This window comes from Natronococcus occultus SP4 (assembly GCF_000328685.1).
GTDB classification, from domain to species: domain Archaea; phylum Halobacteriota; class Halobacteria; order Halobacteriales; family Natrialbaceae; genus Natronococcus; species Natronococcus occultus.
In genome coordinates this window covers 2,745,437-2,764,604 of the sequence record NC_019974.1, presented here as the reverse complement: position 1 = coordinate 2,764,604, position 19,168 = coordinate 2,745,437, and the positions used below count along the sequence as shown (strand labels likewise).

At 66.0% G+C, this 19,168-nt stretch carries 21 protein-coding genes; 10 read left to right on the top strand and 11 right to left on the bottom strand.

Annotation, left to right across the window (positions count from 1 at the left end; translation table 11 throughout):
* Window positions 1-59: 59 nt before the first annotated feature.
* The 3 genes from NATOC_RS13810 to NATOC_RS13800 form a co-directional block, all read right to left on the bottom strand.
* Complete coding sequence (locus tag NATOC_RS13810) at window positions 60-2,480, bottom strand: PAS domain-containing sensor histidine kinase (RefSeq protein ID WP_015322069.1); 2,421 nt, start codon at window positions 2,478-2,480, stop codon at window positions 60-62.
* 176 nt (window positions 2,481-2,656) lie between these two features.
* Entirely contained in the window at window positions 2,657-4,426 is a 1,770-nt protein-coding gene (locus NATOC_RS13805; RefSeq protein ID WP_015322068.1) for a GMC family oxidoreductase, read from the bottom strand.
* 55 nt (window positions 4,427-4,481) lie between these two features.
* The gene (locus tag NATOC_RS13800; RefSeq protein WP_015322067.1) at window positions 4,482-5,495 is read right to left on the bottom strand and encodes a gluconate 2-dehydrogenase subunit 3 family protein; all 1,014 of its coding nucleotides are present in this window, start codon (window positions 5,493-5,495) and stop codon (window positions 4,482-4,484) included.
* 197 nt (window positions 5,496-5,692) lie between these two features.
* On the opposite strand from NATOC_RS13800, the gene NATOC_RS13795 reads away from it, so the two are divergent.
* Complete coding sequence (locus NATOC_RS13795; RefSeq protein ID WP_015322066.1) at window positions 5,693-6,901, top strand: aminotransferase class I/II-fold pyridoxal phosphate-dependent enzyme; 1,209 nt, start codon at window positions 5,693-5,695, stop codon at window positions 6,899-6,901.
* Window positions 6,902-6,946: 45 nt separating this feature from the next.
* On the opposite strand, the gene NATOC_RS13790 is transcribed toward NATOC_RS13795, so the two are convergent.
* The 6 genes from NATOC_RS13790 to NATOC_RS13765 form a co-directional block, all read right to left on the bottom strand.
* A complete protein-coding gene (locus NATOC_RS13790; protein WP_015322065.1) occupies window positions 6,947-7,132 on the bottom strand; it encodes a hypothetical protein in 186 nt (61 codons plus the stop codon).
* 95 nt (window positions 7,133-7,227) lie between these two features.
* Window positions 7,228-8,715: a replication factor C large subunit gene (locus NATOC_RS13785; protein WP_015322064.1), complete on the bottom strand. Its 1,488-nt coding sequence runs from the start codon at window positions 8,713-8,715 to the stop codon at window positions 7,228-7,230.
* A gap of 43 nt (window positions 8,716-8,758) precedes the next feature.
* Window positions 8,759-9,130, bottom strand: coding sequence for a type II toxin-antitoxin system VapC family toxin (locus tag NATOC_RS13780; RefSeq protein ID WP_015322063.1), 372 nt, complete (start codon window positions 9,128-9,130; stop codon window positions 8,759-8,761).
* Window positions 9,131-9,361, bottom strand: coding sequence for an AbrB/MazE/SpoVT family DNA-binding domain-containing protein (locus NATOC_RS13775; RefSeq protein ID WP_015322062.1), 231 nt, complete (start codon window positions 9,359-9,361; stop codon window positions 9,131-9,133).
* Between the two features lie 377 nt (window positions 9,362-9,738).
* Window positions 9,739-10,194, bottom strand: a complete 456-nt coding sequence (locus tag NATOC_RS22400; RefSeq protein WP_015322061.1) for a HalOD1 output domain-containing protein — start codon at window positions 10,192-10,194, stop codon at window positions 9,739-9,741.
* Between the two features lie 75 nt (window positions 10,195-10,269).
* The gene (locus NATOC_RS13765) at window positions 10,270-10,902 is read right to left on the bottom strand and encodes a helix-turn-helix domain-containing protein (RefSeq protein WP_015322060.1); all 633 of its coding nucleotides are present in this window, start codon (window positions 10,900-10,902) and stop codon (window positions 10,270-10,272) included.
* Between the two features lie 112 nt (window positions 10,903-11,014).
* Here NATOC_RS13765 and NATOC_RS13760 point away from each other — a divergent pair, with 112 nt between their 5' ends.
* The 3 genes from NATOC_RS13760 to NATOC_RS13750 all read left to right on the top strand — a co-directional run bounded on the left by NATOC_RS13760 (window position 11,015) and on the right by NATOC_RS13750 (window position 12,742).
* The gene (locus tag NATOC_RS13760; protein WP_015322059.1) at window positions 11,015-11,767 is read left to right on the top strand and encodes a competence/damage-inducible protein A; all 753 of its coding nucleotides are present in this window, start codon (window positions 11,015-11,017) and stop codon (window positions 11,765-11,767) included.
* Between the two features lie 65 nt (window positions 11,768-11,832).
* Window positions 11,833-12,543, top strand: coding sequence for a helix-turn-helix domain-containing protein (locus NATOC_RS13755; RefSeq protein WP_015322058.1), 711 nt, complete (start codon window positions 11,833-11,835; stop codon window positions 12,541-12,543).
* 7 nt (window positions 12,544-12,550) lie between these two features.
* Entirely contained in the window at window positions 12,551-12,742 is a 192-nt protein-coding gene (locus NATOC_RS13750) for a hypothetical protein (protein ID WP_015322057.1), read from the top strand.
* Here the strand turns inward: NATOC_RS13750 and gcvH are convergent, their stop codons facing one another.
* Entirely contained in the window at window positions 12,743-13,126 is a 384-nt protein-coding gene (gene gcvH / locus NATOC_RS13745) for a glycine cleavage system protein GcvH (protein WP_015322056.1), read from the bottom strand.
* Between the two features lie 2 nt (window positions 13,127-13,128).
* Window positions 13,129-14,223 carry a glycine cleavage system aminomethyltransferase GcvT gene (gene gcvT / locus NATOC_RS13740; protein ID WP_015322055.1) on the bottom strand — a complete coding sequence of 365 codons (1,095 nt, stop codon included), beginning with the start codon at window positions 14,221-14,223 and terminating at the stop codon, window positions 13,129-13,131.
* 125 nt (window positions 14,224-14,348) lie between these two features.
* Between gcvT and NATOC_RS13735 the strand changes: the two genes are divergently transcribed.
* The 6 genes from NATOC_RS13735 (at window position 14,349) to NATOC_RS13710 (ending at window position 19,165) form a co-directional block, all read left to right on the top strand.
* Window positions 14,349-14,804, top strand: a complete 456-nt coding sequence (locus NATOC_RS13735; protein ID WP_015322054.1) for an NYN domain-containing protein — start codon at window positions 14,349-14,351, stop codon at window positions 14,802-14,804.
* 109 nt (window positions 14,805-14,913) lie between these two features.
* Window positions 14,914-15,765: a TatD family hydrolase gene (locus NATOC_RS13730; protein ID WP_015322053.1), complete on the top strand. Its 852-nt coding sequence runs from the start codon at window positions 14,914-14,916 to the stop codon at window positions 15,763-15,765.
* Window positions 15,766-15,840: 75 nt separating this feature from the next.
* On the top strand, window positions 15,841-16,422 hold the full coding sequence (locus tag NATOC_RS13725) for a DUF2150 family protein (protein WP_015322052.1): 582 nt from the start codon (window positions 15,841-15,843) through the stop codon (window positions 16,420-16,422).
* Window positions 16,423-16,591: 169 nt separating this feature from the next.
* Window positions 16,592-17,929: a hydroxymethylglutaryl-CoA synthase gene (gene hmgB / locus NATOC_RS13720; RefSeq protein ID WP_015322051.1), complete on the top strand. Its 1,338-nt coding sequence runs from the start codon at window positions 16,592-16,594 to the stop codon at window positions 17,927-17,929.
* Window positions 17,930-18,005: 76 nt separating this feature from the next.
* Window positions 18,006-18,215, top strand: a complete 210-nt coding sequence (locus tag NATOC_RS13715; RefSeq protein ID WP_015322050.1) for a hypothetical protein — start codon at window positions 18,006-18,008, stop codon at window positions 18,213-18,215.
* Window positions 18,216-18,364: 149 nt separating this feature from the next.
* Window positions 18,365-19,165 carry a sulfite exporter TauE/SafE family protein gene (locus NATOC_RS13710; protein ID WP_015322049.1) on the top strand — a complete coding sequence of 267 codons (801 nt, stop codon included), beginning with the start codon at window positions 18,365-18,367 and terminating at the stop codon, window positions 19,163-19,165.
* Window positions 19,166-19,168: the final 3 nt, after the last annotated feature.

The window sequence follows — 19,168 nt, the reverse complement described above, 5'->3', positions numbered from 1 at the left end:
ACTCGGGAGCACGGTTCCTCGTTCAGCGCTGGCCGCGAGAACGCGTTCAGTAGGTGGATTCACGCCTCGTCGGCGCTTGCAGCGGGGAGCTCGAACGAGAACGTCGCGCCCTCGCCCGGTTCGGACTCCACCCAGATATCGCCGCCGTGGCGCTCGACGATGCGGTTACAGAGCGCGAGGCCGATCCCGGCTCCCGAATGCTCGTCCTGGGCGTGCAAGCTCTGGAACACCTCGAAGACGCGATCGCTGTCGTCCGGCTCGATGCCGATCCCCTCGTCAGTGACTGAAACGATTACGTCCGAACCGTTCCGAACGGCCGAAATATCCACCTGCGGCGGCTCGTCGCCGCTGTACTCGATCGCGTTCGAGAGCAGGTTCTGGAGCACCTGGCGTAACTGTCCCGGATCGCCCTCGACACGAGGCAACGACTCGGCCGTGATTTCGGCGTCGCTCTCTTCGATCCTCATCCGAAGGTCCTGGCGAACGGCCTCGAGAACGGCGTCCAGATCGATCGGCTCGAAGGGATCGCCGCGCGTTTCGATCCGCGAATACTGGAGCAGTCCCTCGATCATGTCGCGCATCCGCTCGGCGCCGTCGATGGCGAACTCGATGAACTCCTCGGCGTCCTCGTCGAGTTCGTCCGCGTAGCGACGCTCGATCAGCTTGAGATAGCTCGTGACCATCCGCAGGGGCTCCTGCAGATCGTGTGAAGCGGCGTACGCGAACTGTTCGAGGCGCTTGTTGGATTTCTCGAGCCGTCGCTCGAACTGTTTGCGCTCCGTGATGTCGGCCAGGGCACCGGGAAACGTTACCGGATTCCCGTCGTCGTCGTACTCGACGTGCCCGCGTGCGACGACCCACCGGAGGTCGCCGTCGGCGTCCCAGACGCGGTACTCTTCTTCGAACTCCGCTCCTGATTCGATGGTGTCCTCGATCTTTCGCTCGACCCGCTCGCGATCGTCGTCGTGGATCGCCGAGACGAACTGGTCGACCGATACACCCTCGGTAGCCGTCTCGGGATCGATCCCGAACGTCTCGGCGAACGAAGCGCCCGTGAAAATCTGGTCCTCGGGAATCTGCCACTCCCAGGTCCCGACGGCGCCGGCTTCGGTCGCCGCCTCCAGGCGCTCTTTTGCGTCCTCGAGGTAGCGTTCGCGTTCGACCCGCTCGGTCACGTCGTTTGCCGCACCCAGCCACCGAGTGATTTCGCCGTCCTCGTTCAGGAGCGGCGTGGCACGCGAGACGATCCAGGCGACGGTACCGTCTTCGCGAACGACCCGGTGTTCCAGCTCGAAGCTGCTTTTCGTGCGGATGGCTTCGTCGATGGCTTCTCGAACGCGCGGCTGATCTTCGGGCGGGACGTGTTTTTCAATCCACGACGGATCGTGCTCGTCGGTATCAGCAAGGAACTCTGCCCCTTCCAGGCTGTGCATCTCGCTCCAGTCCGCGTTCGTACTGAACACCGCGTCCGACGTGGTCGTGACCAAGGCGCGAAACCGTTCTTCGCTCTCGCGTAGCTGTTCGTACGCTTCTTGCTTCGCCTGCTGGAGTAACTCCTGTCCGCGCAGCACGATGTCCGACGCGAGCTGTGAGTCCGTCGCGTCGGGATCCTGTAGCAGCTCCTGCTCGCCGTCCGCCTGGAGCTCCTGGACGATCGGTGTGATGTCCTCGACGCTGTGGATGATGTAGTCGATTTCGCCGTCCGTATCAAACACCGGCGAGTTGACCGGACTCCACCAGCGCTCCTCGAAGTCGTCGCCGCCGGACTCGCGGTCGGGGATCGGATAGTGCGTCACCGGCATGGTGTCCGCTTCCCCGTCCTCCGCTACTCTCTCGAGCGACTCGCGCAGGTTCTCGACGCCATCGGCCGGGTCGTCGGGATTGTTCGGGAAGATCTCGAACAACGTCTTGCCCAGGATCTCCTCCCGCTCGGTCATCGTCGCGTCCAGATACGCATCGCTCACGGCCACGATTTCGTACTCCCCGGGCTGAACGATGAGGTAGTTGCCGGGGACGTTCTCGAACAGGCGACGAAAGGTCGCTTCGGTGGCTTTCGTTTCCGCCCGGTTGCGTTCGCTAACTTCGCGAACGATTCCGAGCGTTCCCCGGACGGGATCGTCCTCGTCGAGCACGCTCATCCGAAGTTCACAGCGAACCCGTTTTCCCCCGGCGGTTTCCACGGTGAGATCGAGTGGCTCGCTTTGGTCGGAGCCGTTCGCTCGGAGACGGTCGATCTCGTGTTCGACCGTCGCACCGTCGCCGCCGAAGAGCACGGACACGTGCTCGTCGAGCAGCTCCTCGCGCGTGTACCCGGTCATCTCGACGAGGACGTCGTTAACCGAGACGAGGCGGCCGTCGGCGTCGAGTCGGTAGAGCCCGTCGTCGATCGTATCGAGGAGGGTACGGTGGTGCTGGAGGGCCTCGGTGTCGTCCACATCACCCCAGAACGTTGCTTCAGAGGACCCCGCCCGTTCACTCATACACGTGTTGAGACCCTCGACTCTGATAAGTTCCTTGTCGGACCGCTCTCCGTATTATGCGGCAATTTGAGATCGAGCGGTACCGCCTCGGTCGCCTTCGCCGCGTCGGCGTGACGGGTCGACCGACTCGGATTCGACAACAGGGTCGGATACGAAATCCGTACTACCGACCACCGTTACGCTTCGGGGCTGGCGAGCAGGTCGGGGCTGTCCAGGTACTCCTGGATCCCCTCGGCGGCGCGAAACGCCAGCGCGCCGACGGTTCCGGTCGGGTTGTAGCCGCTGTTGTGGGCGAACGCCGACGCGCCCGGAACGAAGAGGTTGTGCGCGTCCCAGCACTGCAGGTAGCTGTTGACGACCGATTCCTCGGGATCGGCACCCATGATTGCACCGCCGGTGTTGTGAGTCGACTGGTAGGGGATGATGTCGAAGTCGCCCTCGAGACCGCCGGTCGCGTCGACGGTGTCGGCGCCCATCTCCTCCATCACACGTTCGCAGACGTCGCTCGCGAACTCCGAGAGGGCGTAGTCCTGCTCGTGCCAGTTGAACGTCATCCGGAGCAGCGGGAGCCCGTAGTCGTCGGTGTAGTTCGGGTCGAGGTCGAGGTAGTTGTCCTGGAAGGGGAGAACCGCACCCTGACACGAGATCGACAGCGAGCTGTGGTTGTACTCGAGGCTCTGCTCTTTGAACTCCGAGCCCCACGATGGCGTCTCCTCGGGAACGGGATTGTTCGCGATCGGCCGCTCGCCGGTCTGGCTCATCGAAACCGAGCCACCGTGCAGGAAGTCGCGGTCTCCGTGATCGAAGTTGTCGCCGTTGATGTCGTCGAAGGCAGCCCCGAGCGCGCCGGCACCCATATAGAGGTTCCACTCTTCGTCGTCGAAAAAGCCCGTCGCGGCGCCGCCGAAGTTCTGATAACAGTAGTTCTTCCCGACAACTCCCTCACCCGTCTCGGGGTCGTACGGTTCGCCGATCTCCGACAGCAAGAGCAGCCGGACGTTGTTGAGGACGTAGGCAGTGAGCGCGACGACGTCCGCAGGCTGCTCGTAGACGTCGTTCGTCCGGTGGTCGACGTACTTGACGCCGGTCACCTCCTCGGCGTCCTCGTCGTAGAGCAACTCGACGACGTTCGAGTGGGTTCGCAGTTCGAAGTTCCCCGTCTCGTGGGCGACCGGGAGGACAGTTACGGTCGGATCGGATTTCGCACCCCATTCACAACCGAACCGTTCGCAGTAGCCACAGTACTCGCACTGCCCGAGTTGCACGCCGTCGGTGTTCTCGTACGGTTCGGAGAGGTTCGCCGATGGCTGGATGAACGGCTCGAATCCAGCCTCCTCGGCGCCGTCCATGAAGGTCTCGAGCGCCGGTGTCTCCATCATCGGCGGCAGCGGAAAGTCCCGGGACCGGGGTCCTTCGTAGGGGTTGCCGTCGTCCTGGATCTCGCCCTCGATGTTACCGGCGACGCCCGAGATACCGGCCATGTACTCGAATTCATCGAAGTAGGGCTCGAGTTCCTCGTAGGTGATCCCCCAGTCCTGAAGCTGCATCTCCTCGGGGATCGCGTCCTCGCCGTACCGATCGATCGTCTCGGATCTGATCTCGAAATCGTACGGGAGGAACCGCCAGGTGACGCCGTTCCAGTGGACGCCGGCCCCGCCGACGCCGGTCCCCGGAAGGAAGGCGCCGTATCGACGCATCGGTAGCGCCGTGTCTCCCGGCTCGTGTCGAAAGGTAATCGTCTCCCGGGAGAGGTCCTGCATCAGCTTGTATCGCAGGGCGTAGCCCAGTTCGTCGTGGACAGTGAGCCAATCTTCCGTCGAACGCTCGCCGCCGCGTTCTAAGCCGACCACCTCGTAGCCTTCTTCCGCCAGTTCTTTCGCGATGATGCCGCCGGTCCAGCCCACGCCGACGGTGACGACGTCGACGGGATCGAGTTCTTGTACCATGTTGCTCAGTCTCTTGATTGGGTTTCGTTGCTTCGGTCGCTGCTGCCCGTTCTCTTCAGTGGCTGTGATCGCCGTCCGGGTTGAGCCCCTGCTCCTGGACGTCGTCGGCCATGCTCCGCGGTTCGTCGATCTCGAAGTACTCCTCGTCCTGGATGTTCGCGCGGTAACTCCCGAGCGAACCGGGCGTGCCGGGGAAGTTCTTCAGCCGCCAGCCGATCATCTCCTGGTTGCCGCCGTACATCGGGTCGGCGAACATTCCCTCAAGCGTGTTCGCTCGCAACAGACCAAAGAAGTCGCTCGGTTCGAGTCCACGGAACGTCCCGACCTCGTCGTTCTGAAGGGCCTCGATGACCTCGTCTTGCTCGTCGCCGTCGAGGTCGACGAAGCTCTCGTCGTACTCTGCCTCGCAGTACGCCTCGACGAAGTCGATCGAGTAGGTGTACGCTTCTGCCGGCGTCAGGGGCTGTTGCCAGCCCTGTCCCTCGGCCGGCTCTTCGCCGGCCCACTCGACTTCGACGTCGTCCTCCTCCGGCTCTCCGGGGTCACCCTCCTGCTCTTCGACCTCTTCCGCCGCCTCGTCGTCTTCGATCTCGTCTTCGCCGTCGTCGGCGTCGTGCCCGTCGCCTTCGTCCGCGCCGTCGTGTTCGGCCGGTTCGCCCACCCCCTCGCCGCCGACGGGTCCGCCGATAGGAGTGGCTTCTTCCACCCCCGTGTCCAGATCGAGTTGCTCGACGCCGGGAAACGGCCCCTCCATGTACCAGCGTTCGCCCTGCCCCCAGTCCTGGTTCATCTGTCGGTCGATGAAGTAGACAACGCCGGCCTCGGGGGCACCTGGCCCGTTGTCGTCGGACGGGTAGATCCGGTTGGCCATATCCTGGACGATCTGGCCCTGCTCGAGGCTGAAAAACTGCAAGCCTTGCTCTTCGATCTCGGCCTCCTCGACGTCCTCGAGCGAGAACTCGCTCGAGGCCGCCGCGCGCCTGGCGACGATGCTTAGCCCGACGAAGCCACCGCCTGCTGCGATCGCCTCGCGGCGGGTGAAGTCGAACCGGGGATTGGTGTCCGGCATAGAACGCCCGACGCCGAACCCGTATATAATGTCGAACCCCTTGACTTGCAAGCGTATCCCGTCACCGCGACAGAGACACACTATCGGAACGGCGCGCTCCCGGGCGTCTGCGGCGCGAACGGGGGCGCTAACCGGTCCGGCGGGACGCCGACGCGAACCGTGACAGTGAAAACACGGGGCGGACTCCCTTTACTCGAATGGAAGACCGCGGGTTCGACCTCGAGGGTCGGCTCGACGTCCTTGTCGAGGACGACCAGAAACGATCGCTCGCGCCCGTCGACCGCATTGCCGAGCGGGGGTACTTCGCGGCGCCGTCGGGAGGCGAGCTCCCGGTGCTCGACTCCGAGGAGGCGCTCGTGTTCGCGTCGAACAACTACCTCGGGCTCACCGCCGACCAGCGGGTTCAGGACGCGGCGCGCCAGGCCGGCGCCACCGTCGGAACGGGTGCCGGAGCGAGCCGACTGCTCACTGGCGACACGCTCGTCCACCGGGATCTCGAGCGGCTGCTCGCGGAGACGAAGGGCACCGACCGCGCGCTCGCCTTCTCCTCCGGGTACGCCGCCAATGTGGGGACGATCACGGCCCTCGAGCCGGACGTGATCTTCTCCGACGAGCGCAACCACGCGAGCATCGTCGACGGCTGTCGGCTCTCGGACGCCGAGACGGTCGTCTACGACCACTGCGACGCCGCCAGCCTTCGAGCCGAGCTGGCGGAGCGAGCCGGCCGAGCCAGCTCCACGGACGAGTCGTGGCTGATCGTCACCGACACCGTCTTCCCCACGAACGGGACCGTCGCTCCGCTGGGGTCGATCTGCGAGGCCGCCGAGGAGTTCGGCGCGTGGGTGATGGTCGACGAGGCCCACGCGACGGGACTGTACGCCGACGGCGGCGGCGTCGTCCAGGCCGAGGGGCTCGAGGACCGGATCCACATCCAGCTCGGCACGCTCTCGCAGGCGCTTGCGAGTCAGGGCGGCTACATCGCGGGCAGCGACGCGCTCGTCGAGCTGGTCGCAAACGAGGCCCGGCCGTTTGCCCACTCGACCGGGCTCACGCCGATGGCCGCCGCGGCTGCCAGCGAAGCGCTTCACCTCGCCCGCCACGGCGACGCTCGCGAACAGCTCTGGGAGAACGTCGCCCACCTCCGGGACGGGCTCGAGTCGATGGGGTTCGAGGTGCTCGGCGACTCACAGCTCCTCCCCGTCCTCGTCGGCGATCGGAAGGATACGCTGGATCTCGCGGCCGGTGTCCGGGATCGAAACGTGATCGTCCCGGCGCTTCGACCGCCAGTCGTCCCCGACGATCGCTGTCGGCTCCGGGTCTCCCCAACCGCGGCCCACGACCGGGACGATATCGTCGCCTGTCTCGAGGCGTTCCAGGCGGCCGGAACTGAAGTCGGTCTTCTCTGAGTCAGCCCGCGGTCGCCGAACGGAACGGCAAAACGTCGCCCGCGCTCAAAGCGGTGCTGCGGGCCGGTCATCCTCGAGCGTCCGCTCGTCGCCCCCCGACGAACGGCCCACCGCCGAATCGATAAACGACGAGACGATCTCGGATTTTCGGTGTTTGACCTCGAGGTGCACCCGGAGCTCCGTCCGCCCCTCGTACTCCTCCGAGCAAAGCGGGCAGTCGTAGTCGGTCATTGATCTACACTCACCAGGCGTGGGTATCGATACCAACCGTGGTAATAGTGTCGGTGAGTCTATATCTAGATATGTCGCCGCGCCGAGGACCCCGATCACATGAAATCCGAGAGGCCGGACTGGTCGTCGTCGGATTCGGCGGGCTCGTCGGTCGTCCCCTCCGAGGACGTCCCCTCGCCTTCGGTCTCGGCGACGGCCCCGAGCGACTGCTGGTCGTCACCGGTCCCCTCATCGCCTACATCGACGTCCTCGAGGTCGGCGTCGCTCGAGGCGCTCCCGAAGAAGGCGTTTCCGGAGTGTTCGACCGCCTGCTCCTCGCGTCGCTCCGCGGCGTCTTCGACGATCGACTCGACCTTGTTGGTCGTCTTCCCGCTGCCGGTAACAAAGGAGACCTCACCCTCGTCGAGCTCGTAGGTGGCCGCCATCCGCACCGTCAGCTCGCGGTTCTTGCAGTGGTGGGTCATCGCCGAGAGGAACGGAAGGATCTCCCGGCGAGCCGTCGCGACGCTCGTTCCCTCCCGCTCGGCGATCCGTTCGGCGATGGCGTCGCGGGTGTTACGGGTGCCCTTCGTGCGGCCGAGCTTCGACCAGTAGCTGGGCGGCCCGTAGCGGGTCCAGCCCCCTTTCGGATCGCGGCGAGAGGCCGCGACTCCCGCGGTCATGTTGTCGGTGGCGTACCGCCAGAACGAGTAGTTCTGCGTGGCCCGCACGCGACCGAGCCAGCGGTCGGCGTTCGAGAGGAACTCGTAGGCGTCGGCCAGCTCCGCGCCCTCGTAGTCCTTGGGCACGTTGTCCTCGATCCAGTTCAGCAGGTCGTCGGGCGTCTCGTCGACGTCGTAAGAGGCGTACAGCGCCCCCTGGGCGTCCTCCTCTTTGATCAGGGCGTCCAGGAAGTCGAAGATCCCCTCGGTGGTGTCGCGCTCGCTCGTCACGACGTCCTCGACTGTCAGGCGCTCGGCCTCCTCGGCGACCGCCTGAAGGTCGTTGACCGCCGACCGCAGGTCGCCGCTGGTCGATTCGGCGATTTTCTCTAAGGCCTCCTCCTCGAACTCGACGTCCTCGCGTCGGCAGATGTCTCGCAGGACGGGAACGATCGATCGCTTCGAGACGTCCCGGAACTCGATCGTTTCGCAGGCGTCCCGCAGCGACTGGCTCATCTCGTAGAACTCGTTGGCGATCAGCACCATTGGCTGGCTCGCGTCCTTGACGACCCGCGTGACCTCGCGCGAGCCGCCGTAGTCGGCGTTCCCGTGGAAGTTGTCCGCCTCGTCTAAGATCACGAGCCGTCGCCCGGAGCCGCCCGCGGTGAGGGTGCCGCTCTTCGAGGCTTCGCCCGCGACGCGCTCGATCACGTCCGCGCCGCGGCTGTCGCTGGCGTTGAGCTCCATCACGGGCCAGCCCATATCGTTGGCCAGCGCGTGGGCCGCCGAGGTCTTCCCCACGCCGGGACTCCCGTGGACGATCACCGCCTTTCGGTGATCGTCCCAGCTCTCGGCCCACTCCTCGAGCTGGTCCCGGGCCTTGTTGTTGCCGCGCACCTCCGACAGCGTCGTCGGGCGGTACGTCTCGGTCCAGTCGCTCATTGCTACGTTGTTGGGATGTGCGGCGTTTAGTGGTTCCGAAGCGTTACTCGTCGGCCGTTTTCAAATCGAGGCGGGAAGTGACACCGTCGTACGCATCGTCGCTCGAGACGATGGTATCGCCGTTAGATTCGACGAGGTGGAGTGCGTCGAACGGTGTGAATCCGTGGTCTTCGACGTACGTCGCCGCTGTGACGACCGTCTCCACGTCACCACGCACCTCGACGAGGTTGGCAGCGTTCGAGACGACACGCTCGGTATCGCGTTCTTCCCGGTAGGCGACCATCAGGAGTTCGATGAGCGTGAACTGTGACGTCCACAACTCGTCTCGGTGCTCTCGGTACACCGACTCAGCGGCCTCTCCGAGCCAGTCGTCGTCCTTAATCAGCGCGAGGAGAAAATCGGTTTCTGCATACATCTATCGTCCAGCCTCGTCGAGCGCTGCGTCACGAGCTTCGTCACGAAGCTCGTCAGCCGATTTCTCGACGTCCGCGAACTCGTCCTTGAGTGCCTCGAGCGGGTCGTCGGCGACCGGAACCAATTTGACCCCGTCGGGAAGCTGAACGACGTGATATCGGTCTCCATATCGCTCTCGAACCTCCTTCGGGAGCGTGAGGCGACCACGGTCGTCCAGCGCTATGTCTGCCATGTTTTGGTGTATGGTGGGTGAAAGTAAAAATGTTCCCCGATATATGGAAATACCCATTCTGTGCCTGCCGGTCGGAATTTGTCTCCACATCCATGAGCAAACAACGACGCATATTCGACATCCTCAGCACATCGAATCTACAGAGATACAGCGAGAGTGCCTCGGGGCTTGACCCCGAGGTACTTCACATCACAAGTTCCCGACTTCTCGGTCCAGTCGCTCATTAGGACGTGGTTGGTGCGAGTCGCGTTTAGGGATTGCGGAGCGTCACTCCTCGCCGACCGTCTTCAGGTCGAGCCGGGACGGGAGGACGTCAGGTCTCAGTAGGGATCGTCGCTCCGGTCCCGTGCTGTCCCCGACTCCAAGGACGAGCTGAGCTACCCGTCGACGGACCCGATCCGCCGAATCGGCGAGTGCTCCGTCTCGACGAAGTGCTCGATCGCCCGGCGACTCGCGTCCTCGGGTCCGGAGTCGTCGGCGGTGGCGTTCCAGCCACAGACTGCACAGCGAAGGCGGAACCCGGACTCCGCCGGTTCCCGCGTTCCGATCCGGGCGGTCGAGTCGGTTCTCGAACGAGGACGCTCACGCTCCAGGTCGTCGATCCGGCCGCGTTCGGTTCCGTCGGTCGTCACCTCGTGGCCGGCGTACTCGAAGCGAACGCGGCCGGATCGGTCGCCCCGGAACAGATCGCTCACTGCCTGCAGGTCGATCGTTTCGTGCAGCGGGGGCAGCGTCGTCGGATCCGCGTCGGTCCGCTCGGCGAGTTCGGTCACGATCACGTGGCCGATATCGGGAGCGTCCCCGACGAGGACGTCGCGAGGGGTCGTACTCATTAGCAGTCATAGCGGCTTGGAACGAATGTCTCTCCTGCTTGCCCTGGAACCTTTTTAGGACCCCTCGGACGGTCGTCAGTCAGAGGTCGTCGGCTGTAGCGTCGCCTCGACGGGGTTCTCCGTCGCTCGCCGGAGCACTTCCGAGAGGTTCTGGTGGGACATGTCGAGTTCCGCGGCGAGCTCGCGCGTCGAAATCTCGCGGGGGACGCTGTAGTAGCCGTGCTCCCGGGCGGCGCGAAGGGCCTCCCGCTGAATCGGGGTGAGGACCCCGATCGAGTGGCGCGGTTCGTCCGGTTGGACGAGCTCCAGCAGCCGAAACGAGTACCTCTCCTCGGTCAGTACTTCGCGGAACGCGTCGAACTGGTCGCGGGCTACGAACCGGAACCGGACCCGCCAGCCGTCCGCCGTCGCCGCCGCGCTCAACAGCGATCCCTCGTGGTCGACGTACGCGTCGATTCGCTCCTGGATGTCGTCGCTCCAGTCGCTATGGTAGTCCTTCTCGTCGTCGAATCTCACGGTTTCGACGATGGAATCGACAGTCGGGTCGTTCGCGAGCGTCCCGTCGAGCGCCTCGAAGTCGGCGTTCGCTGCCCAGAGACAGGGCATCGTCCAGTCGGTGTCGTGAGTGGCGACGCGTTCGGGATGGCGTTCGAACGTCTCCGCGAGCGCGAGCGCGTCGAGCTCCAGTCGGAACGTCGCGATGAGCATCGGTGAGAAGTACCAGCCCTGCTCCCAAAACCGTCCCCCCGGAATCGAACGCGGCGTCGGGCCCGGAACCGGCCGGCGCAGTCGCTAACTGACTCGAGTTCCAACCCAGTCCATGAACGTCGCGATCGTCACCGTCGGCGACGAGCTGCTGGCGGGGACGACCACCAACACCAACGCCGCGTGGTTAGCCGAGCAGCTCACCGACCGGGGCGCGACCGTCGAGCGCATTCTGACGATTCCCGACGACCGCGAGCTCATCGCCGCCACCGTCGCCGACTGGAGCGAGGACTTCGACGCCGTGATCGTCACCGGTGGACTCGGCGGGACGCCCGACGACGTCACGATCGAGGCCGTCGCCGCGGGGCTGGGTCGCGAGATGGTCGTCCGCGAGGAGATCTACGACAGCCTGACCGAGAAGGCCCGGCGGTTCCGCGAGGAGAATCCGGATCTCGTCGCGGAGTACGACCTCGAGATCGACCTCGAGGACGCGGCGTCGCTCCCGGCGGGGGCGCGACCGATCGTCGTCGAGGAGGCCTGGGCGCCGGGCTGTGTCGTCGGGAACGTCTCGGTCTTCGCGGGGATCCCCGAGGAGATGCGAGCGATGTTTCGCGAGGTCGCCAACGAGTTCGCCGGCGACGTCGACTCGCGGACGCTGTACACCCCCGCACCGGAGGGGTCGCTGACGGCCGTCCTCGAGGACGTCACCGACGAGTTCGACGTCGCCGTCGGGAGCTACCCCCGCGGCGAGGATCGCCCGGGTCGGATCCGGCTCGCTGGCGGGGATCCCGACGTCCTCGAGGCCGCCACGAACTGGATCGACGAGCGCATCGAGACGGTCGAAGCGCCGGCGGAGTCGACCGACTGAGTCGGCCGGGGCGCCTGAGGGGGCGACTCCGGTAGCTACTTGGGCCGACCGATCGACCCTCGCGTATGGGCGGCCGTGGACCCAAGCAGGAACTCGCCGAGAAGATCGCGGGAGAGATCACGCTGAGCGACGATCCGGGGGCAACGTTGCGCAAGTGGCGAACCGACTTCGGCGTCTCCCAGACCGACCTGGCAAACGAGCTCGAGGTGTCCTCGTCGGTGATCTCGGACTACGAGAGCGGGCGCCGGGAGAGCCCCGGGATCGGCGTCATCGGGCGGCTCGTCGAGGGGCTGCTCACGATCGACGAACGGCGCGGCGGCGACCGCATCCGCCAGTACGGCCGCGTCCTCTCGGCGGGCTTCGAGAGCGACGTCGTCTACGACCTGCGCGAGTACGCGACCTCGAAGCCGCTGATCCAGCTGTACGACGAGATCGGCGCGACCGAGGTCGCCGTCGGCAACACGGACCGGGTCAGCGGCCACACCGTCATCGACAGCATCGGCGCGATCACCCGCCTCTCGAGCGAGGAGTTCTTCCGGCTGTACGGCCAGAGCACGAACCGCGTGCTGGTCTTTACCGGCGTCACCCGGGGCGAGGCCGTCGCGGTCGCGCTGCGGGTCGTCAACCCGACCCCCAACGCCGTCGTCCTCCACGGAATCGAGGAGGACGACCTCTGGGAACACGCCGCCGACCTCGCCCGAATCGACGGCTACTCGCTGGCCGTGACGACCGAACCGCTCGAGGACGTCCTCGATCACCTCGTCACGCTCGAGTGAGCGACCGGTGACGGGACCGAAATCGACCCGCAGCAAGGATCTGTGGACCGCGGCGCTGACCGCCGTCTTCCTCGCGACGCTCGCCGTCGTCTACCTTCTCGACGAACCGACGCTGTGGCTGGCGTGGGCGGTACTGACAGTCGTCGCCTCGGGAACGGTGATGGTACTTTTCAACCGGGCGACGCCACAGGAGCCCTGATCAGGCGATCTGGTCCTCGTACTCGTCGGCCGACAGCAGCTCGTCGAGCTCGGCCTCGTCGGCGCCCTCGATCTCGAGCATCCAGCCCTCGCCGAACGGGTCCTCGTTGACGAGCTCCGGCGAGTCGAACAGCGCCTCGTTGACCGAAAGCACCTCGCCGCCGACCGGAGCGTACAGGTCGGAGACGGCCTTGATCGACTCGATGACGCCGAACTCCTCCTCCTGGGCGACCGACTCGCCCTCGTCGGGGAGTTCGACGAAGACGACGTCGCCCAGTTCGTCCTGTGCGAAGTCGGTAATGCCGACGCGGATTCCGTCGTCGGTCTGGAGCGCCCATTCGTGCGATTCGCGGTACCGTCGGTCGTCTGGAACGTCGAAGCTCATGGTTATGCTGTGTCGATAAACGGCGTGGTCTCAACTCTTGCTTTCTTCGATCGGCCGCGGACGACTACCTGCAGCGTCGTCCCCGGGTCGGCGTACTCGATCGGGACGTAGCCGAGTCCGATCGGCTGTTCGAGGGTCGGGCTCATCGTGCCGCTCGTGACCTCGCCGACGACCCGGCCCTCGGTGTTCGTGATGTCGTAGCCGTGCCGCGGAACCCCTCGATCGATCAGCTGGAAGCCGACGAGCTGTTCCTCGATGTCGTCTTTCGCCGCGGCCAGGGCGTCCCGGCCGACGAACTCGGTGTCGAGGTCGACCGCGAAGCCGATCCCCGCCTCGTAGGGGGTCCGGGGGTTCGACTCGATGTCGAACTCCTGGCCCGCGAGCAACAGGCCGGCCTCGATCCGGAGCGTGTCGCGAGCGCCCAGCCCGCAGGGCTGGCAGTCAAGCGCCGACCAGACCCGCTCGGCCTCACCGGCGGGGACGACGAGCTCGAACCCGTCCTCGCCGGTGTACCCGGTGCGAGCGGTCCAGCACTCGACGCCCTCGACGGTCGCGTACGTCGCCTCGAACTGCTCGAGATCGGTCGGTGCGTCCTCGGCGGTCTCCGCGAGCAGCTCCGCGGCCTCCGGCCCCTGGAGGGCGAACATCGCGTACTCGTCGGTCTGATTGTCGACGGTCGCCTCGAGCTCGAGCTCGTTGCGGTAGCCGATCCAGCGCTCGTGGGTCGCCTCGTCGGTGCCCGCGTTGGGAACGAAGAGGTAGGTCGCGTCTCCGTCCTCGTCGGGCAGCCGGTAGACGACGGTGTCGTCGATGATCGCGCCGTCGTCGTCCGTGATCGCTGCGTACTGGGCGTCGCCGACCGAGAGACGACTCACGTCGTTGGTCGTGAGCCGCTGCATCAGCGTCGTGGCGTCGGGCCCGGTAACGTGGATCTGTCCCATGTGGGAGACGTCGAAGATCCCGACGTCCTCGCGGACGGCCCGGTGTTCCGTCTGGATCGAGTCGAACTCCACGGGCATATCCCAGCCACCGAACTCCGTAAACTTCGCACCACGCTCGGCGTGGATCCCACGTAACGGCGGCGTCTGAAGCGGCATAGTCGGTTTGACACTCCGCGGGTAGTAATGTCTTTTCGTCGGCCGTGGTCTGGCCACATCGCACGCACCGATCACGCGCCGAGCCGATCCGTCACACCTTTTTCCCGGATCCCCGAATCGCGGGTATGTTCGACCGCCTCCGCGCCCGATTCGACGTCGGGGACGACCGTCCGACGGTCGGCCTCTTCGTCGACGGGCCGAACGTCCTTCGCGACGAGTTCGACGTGGATTTAGACGACCTGCGGACCGCCGCCGAGGACCTCGGCAGGGTCGGCGTCCTCAGACTCTACCTCGACGAGCACGCCACGCCCGGGCTCATCCAGGCCGCGGAGGCCCGCGGCTTCGAGGTGATCGTCACCAGCGGCGACGTCGACGTCAAGCTCGCCGTCGACGCGACCGCACTGGCCGGCGAGGACGCGATCGATCGGCTGGCGATCGCCTCGCGGGATACGGACTTCAAGCCCGTCCTCGAGCACGCTGGCCGAACCGGTCTCGAGACGATCGCGATCGCGCCGGGCAGCTACGGTCGTTCGGACGCGTTGCGAAACGCCGCCGACGAGGCGGTGACCCTCGACGAGTAGCGGGTCGGTCGGTCCCTCCGACGCCGGACGTCGGGTGCCGCGGGCGCCGCAGGCGCCGCGGACACCGCGAGTCGGTGACTTTTCACCCGCCGCGGCCCCACCTGCGGGTATGATCGACGACGATCGGCCGGTGCTGGACAACCACCTCCACCTCGATCCGGACAACAACCGCGGGATCGACGCCGTGCGCGATTTCGTCCGCGTCGGCGGCACCCACATGCTCGTGGTGAACAAACCCTCCTGGCACCTCGGCGTCGAGGCCGACGCGGGCGAGGACTTCCGTCCCGTCTTCGAGCGGACCCTCGAGATCGTCGCGGACGCCACGGCGGAGCTCCCGGGACGGGCCTGGCCCGTTCTGGGGATCCACCCGGGGCTGATCTCGCGGCTCGTCGACGAACGGGGCTACACGCCCGAGCAGGCCCGCGAGATCATGCAGGGCGGGATCGACGTCGCCGCGGAGTACGTCGAGTCGGGCGACGCGCTGGCGCTGAAGTCGGGTCGACCCCACTACGAGGTCGACGACGACGTCTGGGCGTCCTCGAACGCGGTCATGCGTCGGGCCTTCGAGTACGGTGCCGAACTCGACTGTGCCGTCCAGCTCCACGCCGAAGGAAGCGAGGACCTCACCGAAGTCACCGAGTGGGCCGAGGAAGCCGGCCTCCCCGCTCACAGGGTGGTCAAACACTACGCGGGCGGGCGTCTCGCGGGACCGATTCCGAGCGTCATCTGTGACAAGGACGAACTCGAGCGAGCGAGCGAGCGCGGCGAGCCGTTCCTGATGGAGACCGATTACATCGACGATCCGGACCGGCCCGGCGCCGTGATGGGGCCAAAGACGGTCCCCCGTCGGGTCGCCTGGCTGCTCGAGAACGGCCACGAGGACGCGGTCCGGAACGCCCACGTCGAGACCCCGGAGTACGTCTACGGGATCGACACCGAATCGACGCTCGAGAGCGCCTGAATCGCCCGTTTGGGGACAGTCGTCACGGAATACAGGTAGAGAAAGGCATTTCAAGCGGCCGGTGTAGGTGTCTGTATGAGCAATCCCCCCACCGAGTACTACTCGGCGGAACGCTGGCAGAACTGGATCGATCGCATCAAAGACGAGGAGATCGATCCGGAGGACGAGGACTCGGCACGACTGCTGCTCAATCTGCAGGACGATACCGCGATCGCGATCGCGAAGATCGTCTCCGATTACGACGACGGCGAACTCGACGAGGAGGAGACTCTCTCCGAGATCGAGGACGTCCGCGAGGTCGTCCTCGGCGAGGTCGACATCGAGGACGAGGAGAAGCTGATCCTCGTCGACGGCGTCCAGACGAGTCTCGTCTGTGTCTTCTTTGCCGCCGAGGAGTACGTCGCCAATGGCCCCGCCGAGGAGGGGGACGTCGCCGACTACCTCGACGCGGCCGCAAACGCCGAGGCCGAGGAGGATCTCGACGCGGCGCTGGGGTACGCCGCCCAGGCCGGGACACTGATCATCGACGGCGAGGAGCTGGATATGAGCGTCGCCGAGGAGCTCGAGTACGGCCTGGTCACCGAGTGGATCAACGGCCTCGACAGCCTCCAGAGCGCGATGAGCGATCCGGAGGTCGTCGAGGAAGACGAAGACTGATTTTCGCGGTTCGACAGCCGACGAGCGATACCGCCCGCTCGTCCGTCGCTCGGTCCGATGGGACCGTCGGCCACCGCTCCCGAAGCCACTCGTATCCTCGACGCTGGGTTCGACGACCGTCGAAGCGGGGAACGACAATATCATATAGATCGGACAATATTCGCGTACCATGACCACAGTCGGTATCGACGCCGTCGAGATCTGGACCGGGAACCTCAAGCTCGATCTACCCGGGACGTTCGCCCCCCAGAAGGGCGAGGCTCCGGAGAAGTACACGAAGGGGCTGGGGCTCAACGCCAGTTCGTTCCCCGACAGCTACGAGGACATCGTCACGATGGCGGCAAACGCCGCCTATCGACTGATGGACCGGAAGGGGCTCGATCCCGACGACGTCGGTCGAATCGACGTCGCAACCGAGAGCGCCTTCGACAACTCGAAGCCGGTTTCGACGTACGTCGCGGGCTGTCTCGAGCAGGTGTACGACGGCGATTTCCACCACGCCAACAAGGGCGAACGGAAGTTCGCCTGCATCGCCGGCACCCAGAGTCTCGACGACGCCTACAACTGGATCCGCGCGGGCCGCAACCGGGGCCGGGGCGCGCTGGTGATCGCGACCGACACCGCCCTCTACGCTCGCGGTGACGCGGGCGAGGCGACCCAGGGTGCGGGCGCCGTCGCGATGTACATCGCCGAGGACCCGGACCTCATCGAACTCTCGCCCGAGCAGGGGTACGGCTCGGCCGACGAGACGGACTTCCTCAAACCGAACCAGCAATTCCCCTCGGTCGACGGGAAGCGATCGGTCAAGGTCTACCTCGCCCGGATGCGCGAGGCCCTGCAGGACTTCGAGACCGTCGCGGGCGACGTCCACCCCGACGACGTCGCCTTCATCCCGTTCCACACGCCGTTCCCGGGGATGGTCCGCAAGGCGGGTCTGCTCGGCTACCGCTACATCACGCGGGATACGGCCATCGAAGAGGAGCTCGCCGCGGAGATCGGTCGCCAGCCACGGGCGGAGGCGTTCGACACCGAAGAGGAGTACCACGAAGCGCGCCGCGAGTACACGGACGCGCTCAAGGAAACTGACCGCTACCAGGAGTGGTACGCCGAGACGATCGACCCGACGCTAACGATCTCCCGGGAGGTCGGCAACTGGTACACCGGCTCGGTCCACATCGCCCGCATCAGCGCGCTGAAGCAGGCCCTCGAGAACGGCCGCGACATGACCGACCAGACGCTGCTGGTGGGCTCCTACGGCAGCGGCGCCCAGGCCGAGATCCACGCCGAGACGGTCCGGGACGGCTGGGCCGAGGAGATCGAGGCGCTGAACGTCGACGAACAGCTTGCCGAGCGCTACGACCTGAGCTGGGAGGACTACGAGGAGGTCCACGACGCACACAACCACGAGATGGACGTCGACGTCGAGGAGTTCACCACCCCGGAGGAGGAGTTCGTCTTCGACGGCTGGGGCCGCATGGGCGAGCGCAAGTACCGCTACGTGGAGTAGTCGTCGGTACCGTCGCTTCTGTTCTCGGGGCCGACCCCCCACAACGGTTATCAGTCCTGTCGACGCTTCTACACGTATGTTCCGTACGCTCCCATCGCGACTCCGTCGCGGAACGGATACCGGCGACACAGAGGACGAGAGCGAGGACGACGGCTCCTTCACGCCCTCGCGACTCGACGCCTCGGTGCTCCAGGCCCACGGCGCGAGCGTGGGTCCCGAGACGGACGCCGACGCCGACGAGCTCGAGGAGCGCGCACGGGAGGTCGAGCGAGGGCACGAGAAGTAAGCCCGAGGACGCGGTCGGCCGAACGAGTACGGGTTCGGAACGGCGCGACCGTGGTGCCGGCGTCCGATCGAGCCGCGAGCCGAAACGGATTACCTTGTCGGGCGGATAGCTCGGGCAACGAGTCGAGCACGCCTCGACACTGACCACGCATGGACCCGTTCACACTCCTTGGCGTCGATGTCGTCCTCTTTCTGGTCATCGGCCTGCTGGCCGGTGCCCACTGTATCGGGATGTGTGGGCCGCTCGTTACCGTCTACGCGGGTCGGATGGACGACGGCGAGCCGTCCGGGAAACGGGGATCGCACCTGTCGACCTACGAAGTGCGCCAGCACGCGCTGTTCAATCTCGGGCGAACCGCCAGCTACACGCTGCTCGGCGCCTTATTCGGCGCGCTCGGAGGGCTCCTGTTCGTCACGACCGACTCGCTGACGCCGATCGTCGAGCCGATCCGGGGCGGCGTCGGCCTGCTCGTCGGCGGGTTCGTCATCGCCACCGGAATCTACTACCTGCTCGGACGGACGACTGGCGGGATCCACCTGCCCGGTCTCGAGCGCCTGACGGGCTGGCTGCTGACCCGCGTCGACGGGCTGGCGAACGGCCCCGGAATCGTCGGACTGGGTGCGCTCCACGGGCTGCTCCCGTGTCCGATCCTCTATCCGGCCTTCCTCTATGCGTTCGCGACCGGGTCGCCGGCCGGCGGCGCGCTCGCGCTGGCAGCACTCGGGCTCGGGACCGTTCCAGCGGTGTTTCTCTACGGCACCGTCGTCGAGTCGGTCGATGTCGTCCACCGCCAGCGGGTCCACCGCCTGCTCGGCGTCGCGTTCGTCGTACTGGGCTATGTCCTCTTTGCCCACGGGCTGATGAGCGTCGGCGTCCACGTCCCCCACCCCGAGCTCCCGTTCTACGACGGGATCGACGCGCCGGGGGTCGACACCCACGATCACCACTGAACG